Source organism: Bacteroides sp. AM16-13, assembly GCF_003602705.1.
GTDB classification, from domain to species: domain Bacteria; phylum Bacteroidota; class Bacteroidia; order Bacteroidales; family Bacteroidaceae; genus Bacteroides; species Bacteroides xylanisolvens.
Genome location: NZ_QTLK01000002.1, coordinates 92,422 through 116,796 on the forward strand (window position 1 = coordinate 92,422; position 24,375 = coordinate 116,796).

General features: G+C 38.2%; 19 protein-coding genes. 7 read left to right on the plus strand and 12 right to left on the minus strand.

What is annotated here, in order from left to right; all coding sequences use genetic code 11:
- Positions 1-183 precede the first annotated feature (183 nt).
- The 10 genes from DW173_RS01835 to DW173_RS01880 all read right to left on the minus strand — a co-directional run bounded on the left by DW173_RS01835 (position 184) and on the right by DW173_RS01880 (position 13,387).
- Positions 184-1,395: an AAA family ATPase gene (locus tag DW173_RS01835; RefSeq protein WP_120143536.1), complete on the minus strand. Its 1,212-nt coding sequence runs from the start codon at positions 1,393-1,395 to the stop codon at positions 184-186.
- A gap of 197 nt (positions 1,396-1,592) precedes the next feature.
- Entirely contained in the window at positions 1,593-2,486 is an 894-nt protein-coding gene (locus DW173_RS01840) for a helix-turn-helix domain-containing protein (RefSeq protein ID WP_120143538.1), read from the minus strand.
- A 52-nt stretch (positions 2,487-2,538) separates the two neighbouring features.
- Positions 2,539-2,922 carry a DUF4469 domain-containing protein gene (locus DW173_RS01845; RefSeq protein ID WP_120143539.1) on the minus strand — a complete coding sequence of 128 codons (384 nt, stop codon included), beginning with the start codon at positions 2,920-2,922 and terminating at the stop codon, positions 2,539-2,541.
- A gap of 55 nt (positions 2,923-2,977) precedes the next feature.
- Complete coding sequence (locus DW173_RS01850) at positions 2,978-3,742, minus strand: DUF1566 domain-containing protein (protein ID WP_225449471.1); 765 nt, start codon at positions 3,740-3,742, stop codon at positions 2,978-2,980.
- Between the two features lie 59 nt (positions 3,743-3,801).
- A complete protein-coding gene (locus tag DW173_RS01855; RefSeq protein WP_120143642.1) occupies positions 3,802-6,093 on the minus strand; it encodes a DUF4906 domain-containing protein in 2,292 nt (763 codons plus the stop codon).
- Between the two features lie 38 nt (positions 6,094-6,131).
- Complete coding sequence (locus DW173_RS01860; RefSeq protein WP_120143541.1) at positions 6,132-8,609, minus strand: fimbrial protein; 2,478 nt, start codon at positions 8,607-8,609, stop codon at positions 6,132-6,134.
- Between the two features lie 21 nt (positions 8,610-8,630).
- Positions 8,631-9,602 carry a FimB/Mfa2 family fimbrial subunit gene (locus tag DW173_RS01865; RefSeq protein ID WP_120143543.1) on the minus strand — a complete coding sequence of 324 codons (972 nt, stop codon included), beginning with the start codon at positions 9,600-9,602 and terminating at the stop codon, positions 8,631-8,633.
- A 3-nt stretch (positions 9,603-9,605) separates the two neighbouring features.
- Positions 9,606-11,195: an Mfa1 family fimbria major subunit gene (locus DW173_RS01870; protein ID WP_118299405.1), complete on the minus strand. Its 1,590-nt coding sequence runs from the start codon at positions 11,193-11,195 to the stop codon at positions 9,606-9,608.
- Between the two features lie 55 nt (positions 11,196-11,250).
- Positions 11,251-12,792, minus strand: a complete 1,542-nt coding sequence (locus tag DW173_RS01875) for a DUF3868 domain-containing protein (protein WP_074911213.1) — start codon at positions 12,790-12,792, stop codon at positions 11,251-11,253.
- A gap of 7 nt (positions 12,793-12,799) precedes the next feature.
- The gene (locus DW173_RS01880) at positions 12,800-13,387 is read right to left on the minus strand and encodes a DUF3575 domain-containing protein (protein WP_004314797.1); all 588 of its coding nucleotides are present in this window, start codon (positions 13,385-13,387) and stop codon (positions 12,800-12,802) included.
- 620 nt (positions 13,388-14,007) lie between these two features.
- On the opposite strand from DW173_RS01880, the gene DW173_RS01885 reads away from it, so the two are divergent.
- From DW173_RS01885 to DW173_RS01920, 7 genes are all read left to right on the plus strand, one after another.
- Positions 14,008-14,532 (plus strand): hypothetical protein, encoded by a 525-nt coding sequence (locus DW173_RS01885; protein ID WP_055235018.1) that lies wholly within the window; start codon positions 14,008-14,010, stop codon positions 14,530-14,532.
- Positions 14,533-14,741: 209 nt separating this feature from the next.
- Positions 14,742-15,962: an AAA family ATPase gene (locus DW173_RS01890; RefSeq protein ID WP_120143545.1), complete on the plus strand. Its 1,221-nt coding sequence runs from the start codon at positions 14,742-14,744 to the stop codon at positions 15,960-15,962.
- A 3-nt stretch (positions 15,963-15,965) separates the two neighbouring features.
- Positions 15,966-16,601 (plus strand): RloB family protein, encoded by a 636-nt coding sequence (locus DW173_RS01895; protein ID WP_049702860.1) that lies wholly within the window; start codon positions 15,966-15,968, stop codon positions 16,599-16,601.
- A gap of 230 nt (positions 16,602-16,831) precedes the next feature.
- Positions 16,832-17,113, plus strand: a complete 282-nt coding sequence (locus tag DW173_RS01900; RefSeq protein WP_049702861.1) for a DUF3791 domain-containing protein — start codon at positions 16,832-16,834, stop codon at positions 17,111-17,113.
- Complete coding sequence (locus tag DW173_RS01905; RefSeq protein ID WP_049702862.1) at positions 17,107-17,835, plus strand: DUF3990 domain-containing protein; 729 nt, start codon at positions 17,107-17,109, stop codon at positions 17,833-17,835. The genes DW173_RS01900 and DW173_RS01905 overlap by 7 nt, the downstream gene beginning before the upstream one ends.
- A gap of 285 nt (positions 17,836-18,120) precedes the next feature.
- Positions 18,121-19,332: an AAA family ATPase gene (locus tag DW173_RS01915; protein WP_004325967.1), complete on the plus strand. Its 1,212-nt coding sequence runs from the start codon at positions 18,121-18,123 to the stop codon at positions 19,330-19,332.
- Positions 19,322-19,840, plus strand: coding sequence for a hypothetical protein (locus DW173_RS01920; protein ID WP_120143547.1), 519 nt, complete (start codon positions 19,322-19,324; stop codon positions 19,838-19,840). Before DW173_RS01915 ends, DW173_RS01920 begins: the two co-directional genes overlap by 11 nt.
- Here DW173_RS01920 and DW173_RS01925 read toward each other — a convergent pair.
- Together DW173_RS01925 and DW173_RS01930 are read right to left on the minus strand one after the other, a co-directional pair.
- The gene (locus tag DW173_RS01925; protein ID WP_120143549.1) at positions 19,833-21,347 is read right to left on the minus strand and encodes a TlpA family protein disulfide reductase; all 1,515 of its coding nucleotides are present in this window, start codon (positions 21,345-21,347) and stop codon (positions 19,833-19,835) included. The genes DW173_RS01920 and DW173_RS01925 overlap by 8 nt on opposite strands.
- A gap of 171 nt (positions 21,348-21,518) precedes the next feature.
- On the minus strand, positions 21,519-24,368 hold the full coding sequence (locus tag DW173_RS01930) for a glycoside hydrolase family 2 TIM barrel-domain containing protein (RefSeq protein ID WP_008771018.1): 2,850 nt from the start codon (positions 24,366-24,368) through the stop codon (positions 21,519-21,521).
- Positions 24,369-24,375 lie beyond the last annotated feature (7 nt).

Below are 24,375 nucleotides of genomic sequence, written 5' to 3' on the forward strand. Positions count from 1 at the left end.
CACTATATTTTCCTGATTCAAATTAAATTAAGCTACTTAATTTGTCAGATAGAATTGAAACGATAGTTTATCTATCTCTTCTGTAATAGTTCTTCAAACACTTCAAATACCCTTGAATATGAAGTGTGCGGATTGTTTATATCAATGGAGATGTTTCTTTTATTCTTTTTTCGCGTGCCATACTTATCGTTTTTTAGGAATAAAAATACCGCCCAGCGTTGGTTTGGCGCCAAATTTCCCTGCATTATATGCATTGAGAAACGAAACGCCATTGCGGATATTGAAGTCATCAAGTGAAAACAGGTCTGTTGAACCATCATCCTTTTTTTCTGTAAACCAGACTACATCTTTACGTAAATCCTCGGTGTCTAATGATTGGAGATTATGCGTACTGAAAATCAGCTGCGAATAAGTCGAATTAACCAAAAATAAGTTGATGAAATGGGCAAATAAATCCGGATGCAGCGAATTCTCAAGTTCATCAACAGGTATGATAGCATTTCTTTCAAGTAATATATTCAGAATAGTTCCCAAACCATAATAGCGCATTGTTCCTGCTGATTCAAGTATATCAGGCAGGTAATGAACAGAAGATGTTCCATTGGCTACAATCGTATGTTCAAATATCAAATCCGTATCTTTTTTATTTTTCTCATTTTGTTGAACATCAAAACCGGATATATTAAAATCTGCACGGTGCAGTAAATCTAATAAAAAGGATTTATTCTCCTTCTCTGCTTCCATTTCTCCTGTTGTCCATGTTTTCAAATCCGTTTGGGGCAAGAGTATAGGCAACCACTGCTTCAGGAAATAGTTATAGACACGTTCTAATTCAGGAAACATAAAGTTAGCTGTAGCATAAGCTGAAACAACACTCATATTACTAAGTGTATTTACCTGCAACTTTTCCTGCTCGGCCACATTGAGTTTGACTTTGCTTCCTAATCGGATATGAGTGATTCCATTAATGGTCTCTCGGGAGAATATTTCGGCTGGTTGCTTACCGGGATAATATTTAAGTGTTTCTTTTAGAACAGCACTATTATCTACTTCAAGATAATAGATATGCTTCATATTGTTTACAAAAAAAGTCAATTCAAATACTCCACATTCTTTCTTTGTCGTATCATCCAAGAGAAACGGAGTAAACCCGATAGGCTGCATTTTGTTTATCTTAGGAGAAATGGCTATTTTTCGTATGAAGTCAAGTGCCAGCAATACGTTAGTCTTTCCTGAAGCATTAGCTCCATAGAGGATACCGAGTTTTAATACTTTCGTATCGTTGATAGTGGTACAGTAATATTCTTCTGAAACCTTATCTGCAGAGGCTTCAAAACTTAATATCTGCCAATCCTTAGCTGATCTGAAATTTTTAAATTTAAATTCTAAAATCATACTTCAATATATTAAAAATGCGACTATTTTGCAAATATAGCATTTTAAACTGTTTATTCCACATTTTAATCTATTCTTTTTTAGCTATAAAAAAGGTGCACCTCCTTTCCTACTCTTGGAAGAAGGTGCACCACACAAACAAAACAAACAATAGACGACCTTCACAGGCAGTATTTCATATATAACTCAACTAATTATTAATCAATTTTATTTTTAACGTAAATTCTCTCCCTGTATTCAGACGGAGTCATACCGGTATGTTCACGAAAGAATCTTGTCATAACAGAGTTCGACTGGAAGTTCGTGCGTGAGGCCACTTCTTTTATTTCAAGGTCAGAATCCCGTAAAAGTGCCTTTATTTCAAGAATGGAATATTCTATAATCCAGTCTTTTGCCGAACGGCCGCTCATATCGGTAATTACCATTGTAAGATGCTTGGCGGACACACACATCTTTTTCGCATAAAACGCAACATCCCGGCTTGCGGTATGAAATTCGATCACCAAACAAAAAAAGTCGAATAAAAGTTTTTCTTTGCGGGTATATTTTACTAATTCGGCCGCCTTCGGATTTCTTTTATAAGCTACATATATATCCCAATAGAAAACGCGCAACAGTTGCATGATAGATTCCCGTCTGAATAAGTTGCAGGGCAAATTGATACGGTAAATCAGTATATGGCAAAAATGAATGAAGCGTTGACATTCTTCATCGTATAGCGGAATACTGAAGTTCTTTCGCATATAGAAAAAGAAATCAAGGGTCGGTGTGCATACTCCGCTTATCGTATCCATAAACAGGCTTTTGGACACTTTTAGAAATGTCATTGAAAAGTCATCACTAACCTCCGTGACAGAAGCCAGCTGAAAAGGAAAAATGACTACCAAATCATTGGGAACAATCCGTTGCTTATTTCCAAAAACATTAAAAAGCGCACTTCCTCCCGTACATATCCCATTTATCCCTTCTTCAAGATATGTAGGATTTTCATCAAGAGGTAAATCGTCTATTTTAGTATAGACATTGAACTCTTCTGTTTCCAATATATTATCGAATACTTTATCCTGCTTATATGGCTGGTTCTTTTCCATGGACTGCTATTTATCAATTATGTTGTTTGTCGTTATTTTTATCATACGAACGTCAGTCGTGCCATTTCGATTGAGCAAACTGTACAACCAAAGATATGGGAAAGATGTATAAAAAACTTTCTTTATCTTTCATCAAAATCATCAGTGCCAGGAAATATTCACCTTCATTAATATCAGGAACTGTCATATAGACCTTATCGTCCGAATATTTATGGATATCTTCACATTCTATCAACATTCTGTCATTTACGGAAGAGACAAGATATAGATTGGTACTTTCCCATGTCAGCATATCCAGATTGTGACCGGTAATAACAATGGGAGCTTCCGGTGTAATGATCCCATTACATCTTTCATTTGAAGGATCATATATTTCTTTGATGACAGGAAACGGCGCTCCTTCAATCATTAATATTTCTGCTTTTATCGTTTTCATTTTGTATGATAATAAGTTTGTATATAAACTAATGATAAATTTTGTTCGTAACTCATTATTGGGGAATATCCCGGATACAGCGGAGATAATAGGACTTCTGCGTTTTATCGTTATAACCTGCATATATCCAATATCCTGTTATATGATCATCAGGATAGAATCGCATTGACCATACACCTTTAGAATATCCTCCTTGCTCGGTTGCAGACCAGTAATAAGTAGGGTCTTTTGGTAAAAAAGCGAATGGTTGAAAATCGGTTATTTCTAGAGTCTCTTCCATTTTTTTATAAAAAAGCAAAATCAATGCACATTCCCCACGCGTAGGTACCCGCCAGGTTCCAGGTTCATCCAGACCATCTTTCCCGCGATATGCGGCACATCCCTTGGTAACTGCAAAACTGGGAGTCGAATAAACGTTGGTGTTGGCACTAGTAAGATATCCGTTTGCCGTAGCCCAATCCATCGTTTGTGCTTTTGCTGCTCCTTCTTTATTTACAATATCAGGCGAAACGAGAAAATAACCTGACACCTTCCAGTCACCTCCTCCTTCTTTTTGCCTCTCTGTATGCCGTGTCGTTCGGTATACAAAGACATTATTACCGCTTTCATCTTTTTCCTCTTGGGGCTTATTATCTGAATCGTATTTATATAACTGAATATAACTGCGGAAGTTTGTATTTTTGCTCCGGTCCTCCACCTTGTATTTCACCATTCCTTTATAATTGATTGCCGCATATTTATTCCCTCTTAAATCTGTATATATTTCTGTCGATTGAGAATGTACTCTTAGTGGAATAAAAAACAAGATACAAAATTTCATGACTGTTAATCTAAATATATTCATTCTTCTTTTCAATTTATACTGTTAAATTCTTATGGTCAATATGGAGCATCAAAAGGAGAAGTCACATCCCTGACACATCTATCTGAACCGGAGTCTCTGTCTGGACTCCAAAAATTACCGCTGGAAGCTGCTATGAAATAACAATAGGGTGGTGATATAAACTCCGTCGTTGAGGTCCCACCTCCAAGTCCCGGTAAAGCAGCCACGCAAATTCCTAACAACTGGTTTGACGCGGGAAGATACCATTTGAACTCTTTCTCATCAATTATCCCGTCCCCGTTCTCATCTCTGTTTCTGTCATAACACGCCCTTGCGCTAAAAGTACTGGCAGGGTATTGATATTGATATAATAACACATGTCCGGATGCATCTTTCTGTGGAATCGGGACATACTTGTCAATCCAATTTTGATTGTAAGTATTTTCCGCTAAATGCCGGGTCGCCGTTTTACCATTATCCATATTGTCTGTTCCATAGGATAATTCTGCCGTTTTGATGCGTGCATAGCCAGTTCTGGTAGTTCCCGGCTTCACATCTGCCAATAACCAGGATGTAGATCGCAAAGACATTCTAGTGTATACTAACCCCATAGTGTAATTTCCATCCCCGTTTCTCTCTCCTCCTAAACGTCCAAGGTAAATTGCCGCCCGCTGGTCTAAACGAAATATATGTGAAGTTTGAAGTGCTTCCCCCGCATCGCCATTGGTTGTGGTAGTTATTTTAATATACAAGGATCGTTTTCCCTCCGTAGCATCTGCACCGGGATCAAGAAAGTTCCCCTCTCCGTCATCAATATATTCATCATTATATAGATAAAACTTCAATTGGGTAGGGAGTATAGTGCTAGCCTTGATATATGTACCCAAAGGTTCTTTAGCATTGTTATACGCATCTGTGTAATTGGAAGAAGAAGACAGGCGGAGCCAACTCGGTGTGGGATGTTGGGTACAGCTTTCATCTGTATATACACCCACTTCCACCATCCGTCCTTGAGTTTGGACAACTATCGGCCGGACCTCATAAGCTGCATCCAGATCATATTTCTCACTAGAAGTATTGTATTTATTATCGAATTTGCCTCCGCTGACACTCACGTTCTTACTGGCGTGAAACTCCACATACTGGCTGACAGTGTATGCCCTGATTCGTTCATCGTTTTTTGCCGAGTTTATGTCCGCATTAATGGTGGTACGCAAATTATAAAAATGGTTGGGTTTCACATCGAAGTTATTTGTATTATTATTTCCGATATACATTTGGTAAATTGCATACTCACCCGTTGCCGATGTTGAGGTAGAATATGCCCATGCCTCTATCTGCATACCCAATATGGGGGCACTGCCCGATGAAACTCCATTGACCACTTTGTAGTAGCGTTGGCTTTCACTTGCTATGCTTGCTACTGTCCCTTGACAATTCTGCGCAACATACCACGTTGCGGAATAGAAACCATTGGGATCGGGTTCATCAAATTCATCTATCTCAAACGTGACATAAGTATCCTTATCGGTATTCTTTTCGGGATTGGTGAGCCGCACTTTGCTGTTGACATTCAGTAATTTAAGACCCTGCAATTTGTAATTTTCCACTTCGAGTTTATAACGGAACGTAATGCGTGCCATCAACTTCTTTATTGCAATACCTCCCACAAAGCCGGCCGGTTTGTTATATTCTACCAAACCATGGTCACCTCCGTCGATGTCCATAACAGTGATACCCGACACTTCTCCGGCAAGCGGCACTTCATCATCTGCGGTGATAAGTGATTGGGTATGCCCTTCTACATTAATTAGATAATCAAAGCTCCATTTTTTGAGTTCATCAAGAGTTCTCACTCCACTCATGTCATAGTCAAGTTTGGGGCCTAAGACTAACAGGTATAAGGTTTGATTCTCTGCTACTACAAGGGGGACATCTATTGTCAACATATCATTTATAGCAGTCGCCGTATCACTCAACTTATGGGGATTACCATTCATGGAACCATCCTCATTAAACTGGAAAAGCCAGAGATTGTGTAATTTTGTCGTGCCATCGGAAACTCTGGTAGTTGCCGCACGTTGTTCTCGCTCCAATACGACTGTGAAGGATGAATCAGAGCTGTTTTCATTTCTCAAGAATGGCTTAACAGTAGTATATTCACTTGTCGATGTTGGTTCTTCGATAGGCGGAAGACTGACATTCAAACTAACCATAACCACTTTTCCTGTAGCATTTCCCGGACCGAACTCATTCAGGCCGTCTTTTGTACACCCTGTAAATGCCAGTGAAAACAAAACAATGCAAACTGCCCGAAAATACGTCTTATCATTGTTTTTTATTCTCATATTATATCTGCTTATCATCATATTTTTCATCCTTTTTCTTATTTGGTACCTTTCTGATCAATAGACAGACTGCTAATGGCAATACCTACTCCGGTCTCTCTCTCTAAAACGATATAAACCGTAATGCCGATAAGACTCGGATTTTTGTTTGCCGGGATTGTTATTGAGACAGGATAGCTATATGTATTCGATGCAGTCTCTACTTTATCACTGACACTTATTTGTTCGCCACTGTAAACAACTTGTACATACAAATTTCCCGCAGGTATGGGGACATCTGTAGGAGTAAGCTTGATATTTAGATTATAAGTGCCTCCCTCTTGAGGTAAAACGTCCAAAGTGCTTAATTCGGAACTGGCACGTAACTGATACCCGGCTTGTGAAATTGTGAGTAGTGTACTCTTTGTCTGTCCGTCCAATCCGATACCTTCCACCCTTACCCTAAACGAACGGGATGAAGTACTTTCTTTGCGTTTGACATATATAGGGATATTTTGGGTATTGCTGCCGTGTGTCGTATGTACGGCATCATTTCCGGATTCAAACGAGAAATCATCGGTAGTTGCCGTTCCCACATTCGTTCCTGAAGTGACAAGTGTAGCCGTCCAGTAAGGAATATTCGAATCAATACCAAAATAAGCTGTTTTACCGCTTTCCGTTCCCTGATAATCAGGGCTGATGATAATGCCTACTCGCATATAGCTTTCCGGTATTTCGTTGCGGACGCAACGAACCATATATCCGTTTCGTCTGTCCTTATCGGCTCGAAGGTTTGCAGTCACCGTCGGAGTACCTGAAAAATCAAAGAAAGAGGCGTTGTTGCTCCAGTAACATCCGGTAGTACCGTCTCCACGTGACGCACCGGATTCATCCCTGTATCGGTTGTGAGGGAATAACAGCCAATGGTACGAAAGGTATCCGTACGAACTTACTTCATTATTTGATGCCGCTATAATATGATTATATTCTTCAGGTGTAGCCATATGCCACTGCCCATTGTCTACGATTCCCATATCCCTGATTTGGGTTTCGGAAAGACCGGCGAGTTTGCATGGATCTCCCAAGCCCTGTTTGACTTGTTCAGGGGTGTTGCCTGCGGAGATTTCACCGCCAGCCAGGTAAGGGACATTACTCCATCCTGTAATAGTTAAGGGATCGTATGAACTGGGATACCAAAGTACATCGTTCAATGCTTCGGCAGTGGTAGGTGGAACGAAATTTGTACCATCTTCAGTATCAGGGTCACTGTACACGGCTATCAGGCTGCCGTATTTGAACAAGACATCCTTATATCCTGTCTCCGAATGGTATGCTTTCAGTATACCCGAATAAACACTAAAATCATTCCAAATATTCACATTTCTGGATGTATCAGCTACCGCGTCATAGTCTGCCGCCTTATCACTTACAATGACCAGCCCGTCGATAGGTTTCCAGTTGATGGTAATATCATGTTCCTCCATTGCCACTATTTCCGCATATAGCCCCATTGCACCCATACCGGTAATGGTGGCGTATATCTGATAATGGTTGTTTCGTGTCAGATTATGGTTCTTAGGGGGATTCTGACCGATATTCAGCAGATAGATACAGTTCAATACCTGCGTACTTCCGTTTTTAAGCACGCATTGCGCGTCGATTTTAAGATAAGTTGCGTGTGATGCATTTTGAGGGTCGGACAATATATGTTCGGGAATATAAGTAGCGGGAGTTGTTATAAAATCCACCCCGTCTTGTATGGTGTAGTTATCTCCATTTATTGTATATGTACCATTATTATCGAGTTCGCCTGTCCCCGGGATAGTAAGGTCATCCGACCAAATATCTTTCGTATATACCTGCCCTTCTCCTATAGGAGTGGCGACCGGCATACGACATACTTTAACATTCAGTTTGGTTACTTTAAAATCCTCATCCTCATTAGCGATATTTTTAATTGCCGTAAAGCTGATGCGGGATACCATACGGTTTACCTTAACCGGCAGTTCCGTCATTTTAATATCATTAATTGTTACTGTGGCGTTTTTTCCGTCGCTGCGGGATTCCACATAGGCACGTGCCACATTTCCATACATGGGCGGAGGAGCAACGATACCTATGGCAGAGAATGTCACTTTTTCTATTTCATTTTCCAATGTAATGGTAGCGAGCTTTTCGGTAAGCTCCGGTGTTTCATTGCAGATGATGTAAATGTTGTTATATCCCCGTGCTGCCCTTATAGAAGCGGTGTATATGCCATCGATTATGGAAGCATCAGAAACGTCGTTGTATACCAGTTCGTTCTTGTCATTAAACACAATTGCACGTACAGATTTTATGACTTCATCTTCGTCGGTGGTAGTATTGCGCGTCCCCATTTTAATACTCATCGGTATCTTTTCTCCTTCGTAAATACGTGCGCCTGTTACTTCGTTCTCTTTTGTACAAGAGTAAGCAAACAGGGTAAACATTGTCAAAAGCAGGACATTTGCCGAAAGTTTTATGTTGATAGTTATATTCATCCTTAATCGTGCCATAATTCCGTTTAAAAAAACAACTTACATATCTGTTGGTTGGAACCAGTAGGTCCAATTATTGATGGTTATACTCAATGCAATGTAGCCATTCTCTTCCTTATCTCCGATGCGAATGTTGATATCCCATTCGTATCTGCGGTCGAGGTATTCTTGTTCGCCCATCATTTCCGGTTTACTCATCAACAGGTAGTCAATAAGGTTTATGGTTGTTTTTCCTCCGATGTCTATTGTTTTTCCTGACGCTTTTTCGGTGATAGAAAAAGTCATATCAGCATCCTTAATAAATCTAAGAGTATGAAGGCGAGTTTGTAGGGCGGTCTTACTGTCTTCCTCTTCAACTGAACAAGGATGGTAAATTATATTTTTGCTACTCTCACCTACATTATTTTTATAGTCATAAAAATTGTTTGCAGTTATTAGTTGTATATCATATTTTGAAGCATCCACCGGATTATTTCCTCGCGTAATGCCTATCGTTATATCATTAGTATTGCGCACCAAGCTGACGTTTTCCGTATTGCTGATATTTTCCGAAGAAAACATTAATAGAGGACCGCTATGCCATAATGCATCAAGATGGTTGTTGCTTATGTTGTTTTCCGGCTCATATTTCAGCGTTAATTTATTTATCGGATCACCTGCGGTCATTGCCGGAAGTAGATAGAATTTATCCGTTTTTCCAGCCCATACAACAGCTGTACAGCCTTTCAAGCGATAGGGTATCAGCATACGATAGTCCGGGCTTTTTAGCGAATGACCATTATCAGTAAGTGTCTGTATATATTTTCCTTGCGTATCGAACACGAAAACCTTTACTTCTTCCACCTGTTCGGCGAACCAGTCTTTATTTGCCATGTTATAGTCATATCGGAATTTTAGAAAGAGGTCACATTGATCGAGGTCGTCATGAAAGACATCGCAACCGTTAATCCCTGCCACTATAAAAGCGGCAAGGATTATTTTGTATTTCTTTATGTGTCTTTTAATTCCCATTTATCAATGCAAATCAACACCTTGTGTCCAGTAAGTCCATGGATTGATAGTGATTTTTACAGAAAGGTAAGCATCTGCTTCGTCATCATCAGTATCCGGAGGCGTAGGATTGTCGGGATCAGGATCAGACGGATCGGGAATCCACGGTGTTCCGGGGCCGCTCACGCTCTGAAGGTCCAGGTGATACCAGTTGTTGCGCACTACTCCGTATCGGCCTAAAGCCATCTTTTCGATTACACTCTGGTCGTGACGGATCAGGACATCGTAATAGCAAACAGATTCATGATAGTAACGCACGGCACAAAAACGTCCGATGATACCAGTTTTCGCAGTAAGTCCGCTCGCTTGAAGGTTTGTAATAAAATTGTCTATAGTGCTTTGATCGGCATCTCCAGCCACGAGCTTTGCTTTCTTTAAGAATATAGGCAAGTCTGTTTTTAGTCCGCCACTACCAGTTTTTGTGTATTCTTCTTTAAGCTGGTCTAATGTATAATAGTTTCCTTTCCAAGAGAAATAACTACTATTTGGGGTCAAACCATTAGGAGTGTACGTAGCCTTTACTACCACCTTGGTAGTGAATCCTAATTGCTGTGCATTAGCGTCCATGGTGTTTTCAAGACAGTAGCAGCTCGTTCCTTTATCTCGTTTAATTTCAGGTATAGGGTCAGTATCACTGTCTATATTTTTTAGATAATTGAAAGCTGCATCCATATTAGTTTCCATAGTACTATTATCACTAATATCAGGTTGTTCGCTCTTTAAATAGTTCTTATCCCGACGATAAACCGCTCCAGTCGTGGCATTATCGTAAGTGATAAGTTCACTATACAGTTTCACACTCTTATTGGTAACGCTTAATTCCCAACCGCCGAAAGTAAATGTAGCACCATCAGGTTTGGTAGTAAAAATGTCCTTAACTGCAAGCTCTACTTTTGCACTCAATCGGTCTACAGAGATTTCTGTAGGGCTGTTCTGTGCGTCTGTTTTTGCTTGGTCGATGGCCTCACTGGTATATGCAGTCGGCTTATGTACCGTTACTTTCGTTAATGCCCCTTCTATGCCAGTGCCTTTACCTGCGCTCGCCATCATAAAATTCTCATCGGTAGCGATGTTGGCAATAACTGCCTCAATAGCAGTGTTAATTACAGACCAAGGTTTGCCTTTTACAGCATCTGCAGTTAAATTCCATCCCTTGTTCCCGTCGGCGTAAGGATTGATAACCACAAATACTTTTTTTGTTTTCTCTGGTACTAATTTTGCCTCACTAACCGCAGCTTCCGGGGTCCCTGCCCCGCCTGCATCTGCTCCTCCGCTATTCCCCACGGTCAAACCATCAAAACCAACCACATCAAGGCACACATCATCCTCGTCAAATAATAAAACTTTGACGGTCCCTGCTTTACTTTCCCCAGAACTTCCCGGTTTGGTATCTACTGCTCTTGAAGTAGCTGTGTGACTTTGCAGCGAAAGCGACAGATACGCTTTGCCATCCAGTTCACCACCCGGAATATTCCCTTCCCGGGCATCTTCACTACTACAGCCGGCAAATATAAAAACTGCCAATGTAGATAATAGAAAACTTCTTGTTTTCATCATTGTTAAATGTTTAAATGTTGTAAATAAAAAGATAATTATAATATATAAAAAATCAATAATCCAGTTTACTCATCAATTCGATATTCTCTTCTTTTTTGGTTAATTCCTCCAGATTGAGATTTGCTTGTTTCAATCCGGATTCAGCAGCTTTATTTAAATGTAGCTTTGCTTGTTCATAGTCACCTCTTAGCAGATGTAATACTCCCACGGCATTTTCGTATTCCGGTGTGGAAGTCTCTGCTCTCTTTAAGTATTTTTCTGCCAAAAGAGTGTCTTTACGTGAAAGTGCAGCCGAAGCGGCATTCAGATTGGCAATCTTATCATCAGGAAAGACGCTAACGGCTGTTTCAAATAATTCGATAAACTCTGGTGAACCATTTTTGTAAGTTAGAGCAACCAAATAAATTTCATTCAGACTCAAATTTTGTGGCCGACTATGAATCAGCACTTTTGCTTGTTCTATATTAAAATTCTGAACATCGTACTCTATTTTACAGATTGCTTTACGCAGATGTGGGTAATACTCACGCAACATAAACCGATAAGGATTGCCATGTTTATATAACATCAACGATTTCTTGCGACTGGTATTCGTTCGGTAGTTTATTTCAACTGGTATGTGATCTATAATATGGAGAATTCCATCCTTTTCTGCCATGTCAGACCTTGCAACCATTTTACGTAGTCCTTCCCAGTTTTCGCCACCATATTCCACCTTGTATAATTCTTTAGAGAAAGGGAAACGAGGGAGAAGGTAATTAACAAGTGCCTTTGCACGTCCTTCGGAAAGCTGTTTGTTAAAAAGGACAGAACCCTCCGGTGAAGCATAACCAATGACTGATATTCCACGAATGGTAATGGCTGTATCATTTTTCACTTCGGCAAGCATGGAGGATATCTTTTTTAGTTCAATCGGATTATTCATATAGTCCGGTTTAATGTCGGTTTTTGATACGACAAAGTCCAGAAATGCTTCACATGACATCTCACGACTTTTGACTGGTTCAACTTTTGGCTGTACGTAACTAATATGTGGAGTGATTTGATAAGGGACGGGAAGTTTCTCCAAAGTAACAGCACCAAAAAGAGGAATAGCTGATAGTAACCTGCCTGGCCTGCAACAGCCCATCACTTCTTTCCTTACATTCAAATATGCATCCTTCATCCATGGCTCGAATGGAATTATCAACGAGTACCGAATCTGTTCTTTTCCAGTCATTCCATACCCTTTTAATATGGAGTATGGAGCTTCTGACTGGTAAAAAGCACGTTCCTGCGTATTCATCAAAGCAAGTTTACGTTTCAGATTCTGATAGTTCTTACGACCTTTAATGGATATTTCCGGCAATTCCATCTGATGGTTTGCAGCAATCAATACTGGTATCAGTTCTATAGAATGATTGGAGCTGACTTGTATATTATCAAAGTTGTAAAGTATTTGAATATGTAATGAATCTCCCGCTTGCTGTAGTTCAAGAGCTGTTGGCTGTATAATTCCTGTATACCATTTCTTGGGATTTTCTTCTCCGTATGATAAAGAAGAAATGGTCAGGAATATGATTAACAGGTATAGGAATGATCTTAATTTTGTCATGGTTGTATTATTTTATAAGAAATATAAGTGAGATTGCAGCTTTAGTTGGTCCAAAATAATTGCGGTTTTCTGTTCCGACCTTTTCACCACAAGTCTTACACCGGAACTTGTCATAATGTAGCCGCACATATCCTGCACCTATATTTGCTTCAAGGCTCCAACGATTACTAAGAAGGAAGTGATAACCATACGAGATGCCTCCTCCTGCTCCCCATCCTTCATATCGGTAATGGCTGGAATTATCCCCGAATAAAAGTGGCAAGTGATGACCGGCTATGTTATATTGTGTTCCTATTATGTGTATCCCCCAAAAATGTCCGCTAAATCTTTCACATGTCCAATAACGATATTCCATTGTACCGAGCCAGTGCACCAGTTTTTTATTTGAAGATGCTTTATTGGGTGTAAACCAGTTAAGTCCGGCGCCAAGTTCTATTGTAGTGCGTGGAGAAAGTCCCCACTCTACTCCCAAGTTAGGAGTACCTGAATATGCACCGTAGAACAGGTTTGTTTTTACTGCTACCTTTTGGGCCGAACATTTTAAAATGCTTCCCCAACATATCAAAAGTAGAATTGCTATATATTGTATTTTCATCAGATGCGTATATTGAATATTTTGCTTTTGCTTGCGTTAATAAATGATTATCGGATGCGAAATTACAAAATAAATATATATTAAAGTAAAACGTTCTGAAATTGCACATGGATTCCGAAGTTTCGTCCAAAATAGTTCTATAAATCACTAAAATGAGGGTTAGATAACTATAAAAAGGACTTATCGGATAAACATTGTTAAATTATTATCCAACTTATTCAATTATCTTTTGTGACATACTAAACGTTTATACACGCGCAAAACAAACGATGTGTAAGGGTGGTTATTTATATTTACATATTACTTATGGTACCTCAACTATGCGTTTTGAAAGATCAGAATATTACAGCTAGTTTTGTTCCCGGATTTTAAGGAACCATCCGTTGCTTTAAAAGGAACAAGGCGTTCCTCGGTGAGAAACAGGTCGTTCCTTTAAAAGGAACGGCTCCTTGGTTTTAAACCAAAAAACAGTATCTATAATACACTGTATATCAATTTATTATAAAAAGAAGAATTCCGTCCCGATAACCATGGGAATATTCTCAATAAACCAAACGGAATTCACAGTCCAAGGGGCTGTATATACATATTTTTTTATTACAAACTTAAAAAAAAATCCCATGGTTACAGTTACAATTAATATCAAGCCATATTTGGCTGGATATATGTATGTCCGATATCGACAAAGTTTAGAACCCGATCCAGAAAACCAGTCTCATTCTTCCTCTCCTTCTTCTTCCAAACGACTTATCCCTATCCATCTCTCCCACATTACTCCAGTTTATCACTTCCTTCATCAACTATCTGTCCCTCATCCGCAAAATACTTCATGGAAAGAAATTGGAAATATTTGCTTTGTACTGCCCAAACCGCGTAATGGGAAGAATCCGGAAGTCTATAACTATATCGGAAACGATAGTGCATTGATTATAGAAAAGGAAATAGAAACGGAGATGAAAGCGGAATTATATTCCTTTCTATTGGATAATAAGTTTAATAAAGGAGTGATGTTTAAAAAGTCAATAGAACAATTCGTAGAGCACTACGAAATGGTAGGACTGGTACAGGAAGAAACGCTGATGAGGGCATTTCAAAGATGGAGGAAATTGGTGAAAGAAGAAAAAGCTATAATGAAAGTATATTGATTTTGATTTAATATTCTATAAGGAAATGCGATATACTATACCAATTACATCTCTTACTATCGTGCTGATATAGGATGGGATATTTTTTTCTTTAAAAGCGGGAATGTATGTTATTAGACATAAAATAATATAATTTGCCTAATACATATCCTTATATCATAAAATAAACAGTATATTTGTGATAAAATCTCGAATAAAGCAATTAAGATATGATTATTCAATTCACAATAGGAAATTTTCTATCTTTCAAAGAACAGTCTACATTGTCATTAGTAGCATCAGCTTTGAAAGAAATACAGGTTCCGGCTGAAGATATAATCTTTAATGTAGGGACTTCCGGATTATCATTAATGAAGAGCGCGGTAGTCTATGGTGCTAATGCATCAGGTAAATCTAATTTTATAAAGGCACTGGAGTTCTTTAAGTGGTATGTGATAAATTCATCGAAGGATATTCAAGCAGGCGAACGTGTTAATATAGAAAGTTTCCGGTTAAACTCACTTACTGCGAACGAACCAAGTTATTTTGAAGCAATATTCTGTGATGAAGATAACCAATATCGTTATGGATTTGAAGCTGATAATTCATTGGTACATTCGGAATGGCTTTATCAAAAAGCCAATAAAAAGAGAGCTAAGGAAATTGAATTATTCTATCGGGAAAAAGATAATTTTGATATTCATACTAAGTTTGTCGTTGGTAAAGAACTTGCAGGTAAACGAATGGTAAGGGCAAATGCATTATTGCTTTCTGTTGCGGCACAATTCAATGATCCGACAGCAGTAGAGATAATGAAATGGTTGAATGATACCACTATTATTTCAGGTTCTAACGATGAAAAAATATGGAATACAGTAACTATCCAACTGGATGATATCAAAATGAAACAGAGAATTGTAGAGTTTTCCCGTTATGCTGATTTAGGTATTGAAAATATTGAAAAAATTGATAATGCTATTGTGAGTACACATACGCAATATGACGAGGAAGGTCATGAAGTCAAAACTATAACTTTCCCATTCAGGAAAAATGAATCGGAAGGTACAATAAAGTATTTTTCTCTGGCATACCCTATCATTGATGCTTTGGATAATGGAAAGCGTCTTATAATAGATGAATTTGACTCTAAAATGCATCCTCTTCTTACATGTAGAATTATTGCCTTGTTTAATTCAAAAGAAACAAATCCCCAAAATGCTCAATTAATTTTCACTACTCACGATACAAATTTGTTGAGTGCTAATATATTCCGGCGGGATCAGGTTTGGTTTACACAAAAAGACCGCTATGGTGCAACCGAACTTTATTCATTGGCAGAGTATAAAGTACGTAATGATGCTTCGTTTGAAAAAGATTATTTATCAGGAAAGTATGGAGCAATCCCAATTGTTGGAGATTTAACCCGTTTGTTTAATACCCAAGAAAATTAAACCATGACGGCTACAAAAAGGAAAAATATAAATCCGCGTATCGAAAGAAAGATAACCCGTATCAGTAGTGTACGTGAGGTGAAACAAACATTTCTGATTATTTGCGAAGGAGTTAATACCGAACCTGATTATTTCAACGCTTTTCGTTTGACTTCTGCCAATGTGAAGGCACTTGGTCAAGGTATGGGAACATTGGCATTAGTACACAAGGCTATCCATATAAAAGAGCAGGAAAAGCTAAAGGGACGAACATATAATCAGAATTGGGTGGTCTTTGATAAAGATGATTTTCCTGAAAATGATTTTAACTCTGCAATCCTATTGGCGCAACAAAATGGTTTTGAAGTGGCTTATAGTAACCAAGCTTTTGAATTTTGGTTTTTACTGCATTTTAATCTATACCAAGGGGCGTTGCATCGTTCCAGATATGAAAAAATGTTGGGCGCTTTGCTCGGATTTGCTTATACAAAGAAATCGGGTGTAAGTTCTAAAATGTTTAATACTTTGTTTTCTAAACAAGAACAAGCCATTAATCACGCTAAAACTATCATGAGACAATTTAATGGGAATAATCCGGCACAACAAGAATCTTCTACTACTGTTCATTTGTTGGTAAAAGAGTTGAATAAGTTCCTATAATATAAAACTTTTCATTGTTATCGAATTAAAATCAGTATTTTACATATAAACCTTTGTGGCTCTATAAAATCTGTTAGACAGAAAAATAAAAATGTGGAATGCGACTTTAATATTCCATAAGGAAACGTGATATACTATACCAATTAATTGGAAGAAAGAAGGAACTTTTCTATCTTTGCTAATATTAATCTTTTTCGCTAATGGATTAAGATAAGAAAGGAGAAAATAATATGACCCTTAAAGAAAAACAATTAGAGTTTATTATCTATTGTATAGAGAATACAGCCGAACGGTTAGGACGTTATAGTGCGGATGTATATAATAAACTAAAAGAATTAGGTGCTATAGACGGCTATATAAATACTTTTTATGATACTTTGCATACCCAAGGCAAAGCCTACATAGTAGATTCTTTATTAGAATATATCTATCATCGTGATCCACAATGGTTACCGAAAGATTATCGTCCTTTTCAAGTTTCGACACAGCAAAAAGGAGATAAGTCATGTTAACTGTTTATCATGGTTCTACTTACCGTGTAGAACAACCATTAGCTGGAGTATGCCGACCAAATCTTGATTTCGGAGTGGGCTTTTATCTTACTGATTTAAAGGATCAGGCTATTCGTTGGGCTCTTCGCACAGCTGATATTCGCCATGAAAATAGTGTATGGCTCAATATTTATTCATTGGATATAGATGCCTGCCGTAACTCTTCTTTTCATTATTTGCACTTTACCACTTACGATGCACATTGGCTGGATTTTGTTGTAGCATGTCGACAAGGGAATGTTATATGGCAGGATTATGACATAATAGAAGGCGGTATAGCAGATGACCGTGTGATACGTACTATTGACCTTTATATGCGTGGTGATTACACTCGTGAAGAAGCATTGTCACGTTTGATTCATCAAGAGCCTAATAATCAAATTTGTATTACGAACCAAAAAGTAGTTGACGAACACTTACATTTTGTGGATGCTATACTTTTACCTATCCCATCTCTCTCAAAAGAAATCCCCAATGCAGATATTGTAATGCAAGGCAAATATTACAGCATTGTAGAACTTCTTGCTACCCGTCTGCATATTTCCAGTCTACAGGCACTTGATATATTTTATAATAGCGAAAGCTACCAGCGCATTGTCCACCGACTTGGAGATCTATATCTCATGAGCGATGCATATATTGTAGATGAATTGATGAGGGAGCTACAAAAAAGACAAGGTTGATATTAGCCTTGTCTTTTATCCCTATTACTAAGCTGTTCGAGAAGTCTTCTTCCGATGAAGTAGTCAGGCCATCCATCCGGATCGGTGACAGTACTCATATTGTGAATGGCAAAGAAGACATTAAGAAGTTAGCGAAAATTTATAATATGAGTGAACATCTACTAACTTTTTCTTGTTTTTTTCTATAAAAAAGAACTACTTTAGGTATTATACCAGTATTAATGACTACATTTGCCAATAGTTATTCTTTTATATGAGGGATATAACTTTAATTTTTTAATGAGCATGGCACATTTAATTGTAACAGATTTTGGGGCTATAAAATCCGCAAATATAGAAATAAAGAAATATAATTTCTTTATTGGACATACTTCTAGTGGAAAAAGTACTATTGCAAAACTTCTTGCAATATTTAACAATTCGATTTTTTGGACTATTAAAGAAGGAGATTTCAATAGTTTCTTAAGGTTATTGGATAAATATAATATTAATTTTGAATTTACGTCTACAACCATTATTCGTTATAGCAATGAAAAATACTATTGGGAAATAGGCTTAAATAAATTTCACAGTAACTACGAGGATGCTGATTTGATGGAAATGGCTAATACTTCAAAGTCATATGATTTTATTTTAAAATTTATAGAACGAAAAGAAAATAACTTTGCATACAAAGAATTTATCAAAAGTCTTAAAAACCTCTTAGATTTAAAAGACAGCGCAATGGTAGAGTTAATAAAACCTGCCTTAGTTGGACTCCTTTATGAAGAATGTATACCAGTATATATTCCAGCTGAAAGATTGTTGATTTCAACATTTTCTAATAGCATATTTTCTTTACTTCAAGCAGGAGCTAGTATTCCCGATTGCATAAAGGATTTTGGTAGCTTATACGAAAAAGCAAGAATTCAGTATAAAAATATTGATATAAACATTCTTGACATTAAAGTGTCATTCAATAACAATGGTGACACAGTATATCTAATGAATGAAAACAAAGAAGTAAAACTATCTCAAACTTCTAGTGGAATTCAATCAATTATTCCGTTGTGGATTGTATTTAACCAATATGTTGAAAGCAAGAAAAAACAGATATTAGTAATAGAAGAACCTGAATTAAATTTATTTCCTTCTACTCAACACTTCCTTATTGATTGGATCATGAGAAAGATGAGAAAATCAAATGGAAGTATTGTAATTACGACACATAGTCCATATGTGTTATCAGTAGTAGATAATTTAATTTTAGCACAAGAAATATTAAAGAAAAGCAATAAAAAGAAGTTGGTGCTATCTAAAATTAAAGAACTCATTCCATCAATGGCGCTAATTGATTTTGATGATGTATCATCCTACTTTTTTCATTCAGATGGAACTGTTAAAGATATAAGAGATACTGACATAAAATCTTTGGGAGCTGAATACATAGATACGGCTTCTGACAAATTAGGATATATTTTTGACGAACTATGCAATATTGAAAGAAATGAGTTGTAAATGTTTTAATAGAAGATTCGTATTCAAGAATACAGATTCTTTTGATCATAAATATGTTAATTCAAAGTGTAAATGCACTTCTCGTTTTACGATTTGTGAAAATAAAAGTAAGTTCACTATTGCATCTAAAGATATTTCCGAAGTTGATAAAATAAAAATTGACGGTTATTTTGATAGTTCATCAGAGCATAGAAAGTGTGATTACTTATTTGTATACACATCACCCCCTAGTTGTGTTTATATTTTTGTAGAACTAAAAGGAACGGATATTGCACACGCTGTAACACAAATCGGCAATACAGTGAACTTATTCTACAATCAAGGATATCTAAAAGATAAAAAAGTTATAGGAGCTATTGTTAGTTCACGACATCCATCCAATGACGGTACGTATCGTAAAGCAAAACAAACCCTAGAAAAATCACTTTCATCAAAAATAAAAAGCTTTCGTATAGAAAAGAAGAATAAAGAAATGACATACGATCCTATTAATGATAAAGTTATTTAAGGGCATCTTCAATTCGAGATACAAATTGTGGATTGCTGGGGCGTGCTGTAGTTCCGAAATCTACAATTTGCCCTTTTCTATTAATCAACAGATAATAGGGCATTCTATCTATTTTCCATTGTTTGCGAATTTTCTGTAAGTTATCTTTTCCAAAATAATCAGATGCATAAATACATTCAATTCCCCGGTTTTTCAATGAATATTCATTCAGACATTCTTCCCATTCTTCCTTGGGTTCACTTACACATATGGAATATATGACCAGGTCTTTGGTGGAATACTTACTCCGCAATTGTTTCAAAGGTTCCATTTCTGCCAGGCATGGTGGACACCACCTAGCCCAAAAATCGAAATAGATCACTTTTCCGTGATACTTCTCAAGTATATTATAGATGGGTTCCATGTAAGGCATAGATGTTTTTAGCTTTGAGTTTTCGTGAAACTCACCATATAATAAATTGTTGGAAACTGGTTGCGGATTTTCCAGGTAAGATTTAGTCTGATTATATATCTGCATCACTTGTGCACGCAAATGTGGCATTTTTACGATTGAATCAAACTGTGTATGCCTCGTTGTTAAAGCAAGTGTATCATTTGTATTCAAAGAGCCAACTGCCATTTTGGTATATATATACTGGTTCAGTTCATTCTCTCCTACTGCCGACATAATCTCTTCTACAGATGGATTTTTCCTATCTTTGTAAGTTATTCCATAAGCTATATAGCGCTCTACCTCATCGGCAATATCATATAAACGTGCCGAAAGAATCCCTTTATTATAAAGTTTATTGATTGCAGGCAGAAGTTTATGATACCGATCCATTTCTTTTCTTGTTTTAAACTGGCATTGGTTACCATAGGATAACAAAGCGTAATAATAGTCCTGTTTCAGTAACTCTTCAGTAAATAACGTAACATCTTCCATTGGTTTATACTTCGTCAGATACTCGTTTCTCCGCTCCAAACGAAAGTCATATTCCTTCTTTAATTCAGCCTCAAAATCCTTAATATTCAAATTCGGGTTTATACTATAATTCTGTATGTAATAGTAGGCGCTTTCTGTGAATGCAAGTATTTCTTGATTCAGTTTTTCTGCATCACCTGTTACTTTGGGATGAAAAAGATCTTTGAAGTCTATTTCCACATGTATGCTATCTCCCGGGTGGATATACAAATGTTCTGCATAATTGCGAATGGAAACTTCTCTTAATTTTGCATAAACCGGAAAGCGGAATGAAAATGAGCCATCTTCTTGTATGGGGGTACGATATTGATTTTCCATTTTCCAAAAAAATGGAATAATGAGAGTTAATTCCTTTTCTTGAGGATAAAAGTCCCGGTTCAACACTTTTCCTGTGATAACAGCTTCTTTAATATATTCTTTTGCTAACGGATAACTTTCTTCTGTCTGTACAGATGATTCGAATTGAGATTTTGCCCGGTCTTTTTGCCCGCATCCGGCTAATAACAAAGAGGTTATTATCAGAAAGGAATAATAGTGTTTCATCGTGCCTGAATATTAGAAAGTTCGCAAATCTAAATAAATAAGAGTTCTTGCCTCCAAATATAGAAAATTTATTTTACGGAAAAAAATTTGTAGCCATTTTCATTCTCAAACTTCAGAAGATTAAATAAAAAAAGGTACCCAACGCAATGTGGATACCTTTATATGATTCATTTACATAAACCGGAAAATGACTCGTCCGGTTTGTGGACCATTTACCCATTTCGGTTGTGAAGAGGGACCACACAAATCGGTGGAGTTTACTTTATTACGTACCGGAGGAATCACGTTCAGGACAGAGATTCCGCTTTCGGGAAGAGTATAAAGCAAACGGTCGCGGCCATCACGAGGCTGATATACTCCGATATATGCGTCGGGAGTTTCGTTTGTCAGGCTGATAGTGCCTTCTTTCGTTTGGATATTCATCCAGGAAACATCACCAAAGTATCCTTTGAATTCGGGATATGTGAAAGTCTCACCCGGAATAGGATCGTTATAGTCGTTTTCCCAAACATCGTATTGTGTTCCGTGAATACGGTTTTGCCATACACGGTAAGGTCCGGCACCCAGCCAGCGTTTGCTGATTACCTGATCTTCAGGATAGTCGAAACGAATACCCATCAAGTCTACGACACCGGAGAAATTATAGGTGTAATCCAAAGCCAGTTCCCCACTCGGGTTAATTGTCCATTGGGTCTTATCCAGGTTGCCCAGTTTATAATTGGCGGTAACAACCAGATTACCTCCGTCTTCTTTCACATCCAGTTTCGTAAATACGGCAGCATCGGGGAATTCGCTGTATGTGCGGTCTTTTTCTTTTGCTTTCTCATCATCATGGTTATAGAACTGATCCAATGAGCGGTCTGCACGACGGGCTCCGATGAAACGGGGGCCATTGGCGAAACTAATCTTACGGTTATCTACAGATACTCCTTTTAGTTGTCCGTCTTTCTTTGAGAAGATAAACGTACGCTTATTCGCTTTCACAGTAAGCTCATTTTCTGTCTCTGTATAAGCAGGACGACTGGACAAGGGAGAAAGCTGTTCTGTCTGCTGATTCAGTTGGTTGACCGGGAAAGTCCAGCGCCAAAGTTCATGGCCATATGGATCGATTGCTGTCAGGAAGAGGGCGTCTGCATTGGGGAGGATATTTGTTTTTATATCCAAAATGCCTGCCGAATGAGCAACCACGTCACTGCCTTGCACTTCACCCTCTTTCAACACTTGAATAGCAGCATTGGAAGCATCTGTTGCCAGCGGGAATTTTACTTGCTTCCAAAGGAAACGGCAAGTATTCAGATTCAGATAATCGTAACGGTTTTCTACGGAGAATTTGCCATCAAATTGCTTGTTGATAGAAGTATTCATGATTTGCACCGGACTCCATAACTGCTTGATAGTGTAGTAGCTACCTTCCTTTTCGTGATGTGGTCCTACAATACCGTCTGCTCCAAAGTTTCCTTGGTTATCAATGAATCCGTCCATATCCACACGCTTCACACCTTCGTCTGCCAATACCCAAAGGAATCCACCGATACAACGGGGATGCTTGCGCATCATTTCCCAATAATCATATAATCCGGCACCATGGCCGCCATCGTATAAACCATGCAAGAATTCCGTAGGCATAAAGATTTCCGGTAAGCGCATGTAGTTCTGGCTTTCTCCGTAAGAGCGGTAATGCATGGTTTCAAAACCGGAGAAATTGCCTTGCGGGTGAATAACCGGACGTTTCTGCGGATCGTATTTATGAAACTCTCCATCCAGTTCGGTATTCCATCCTTTTTCATTACCATTACTCCACCAAATAATAGACGGATGATTCACGTCACGTTCTATCATTCCTTCAATCAGACGTACTCCGGTGGGGGTATCATACTTGCCATGCCAGCCTCCCAATTCATCCATCACATAAAGTCCGAGAGAATCACAGGCTTCCAAAAATTCCGGGTCAGCCGGATAGTGGCTCAAACGGACAGAATTCATGTTCATGCCTTTCATCAAAAGAACGTCTTCGATATTCTTCTCTTTACTCAACGTACGACCACTTTCAGGACGGAAACTATGGCGATTGACACCACGTACATTGATACGTACTCCGTTTATATAAAGTCCGTCGCTTTCGCGTACTTCAATCGTGCGGAAACCAAAATTTTCTGTTTCACTATGCAAAACCTTACCGGCCTTATCCAATAGAGAGAATTGCGCTTTATAAAGATTCGGAGTTTCCGCTGTCCATAATGCGGGGTTAGATACATTCAGTTGCAGGGAAGTCCAGTCGCCTCCTGCTTTTACGGGTACGGTGGTTTCCGTTATCTTTTTCCCTTTTTTATCTAAAATCTGTGTACGGATGCTCATTCCGTCATTAGAGATATTTGTGTAGCAGTTGGCACGGAAAGTTCCATCCATCTTTGCGTCAATGGCAATGTGCCGCAGGTTTACGGCTGGTTTCACCTCCAGGAACACCGGACGGAAGATACCGCCAAAATTCCAATAATCAGCACGACGTTCGGCAAGGTTCACACTGGCATTTTCACTTTCTTTGGCAACAGTGACTTCCAGTAAATTCTTTTTGCCATATTTCAGGAAATCCGTGACGTTGTATGAAAAACGATAGAAGGCTCCCTGATGTTTGGAACCAACTTTGCGTCCGTTCACTTTTACTTCCGTGTCTGTCATCGAAGCTTCGAATACAAGATTGACCTGTTTGCCGCGAAACTTTTCCGGAACTTCAAATTCGTACTTATACATACCTTTTTCATCGGCAACACCTTTAGGAAATGGCTTTCCATAGAAAGTGATTCCATACTGATAAGTGCCGAAGCCTTGCAATTCCCAACAGGAAGGTACGCCGATTTTCGTCCATTTGCCGGAATTGCGTCCGTCGGTACAAAAGAAGTCCCATTCAACCATATCGTCGCATCCGTGACCGGAGAGATATTGCCTTTCCGTTTGTGGAAGGTTTTGAGCAGCCAGGGTAGTTGCCAACGCTAAGGTCGATAATAAAGTGGTTACTTTTTTCATTGTTACT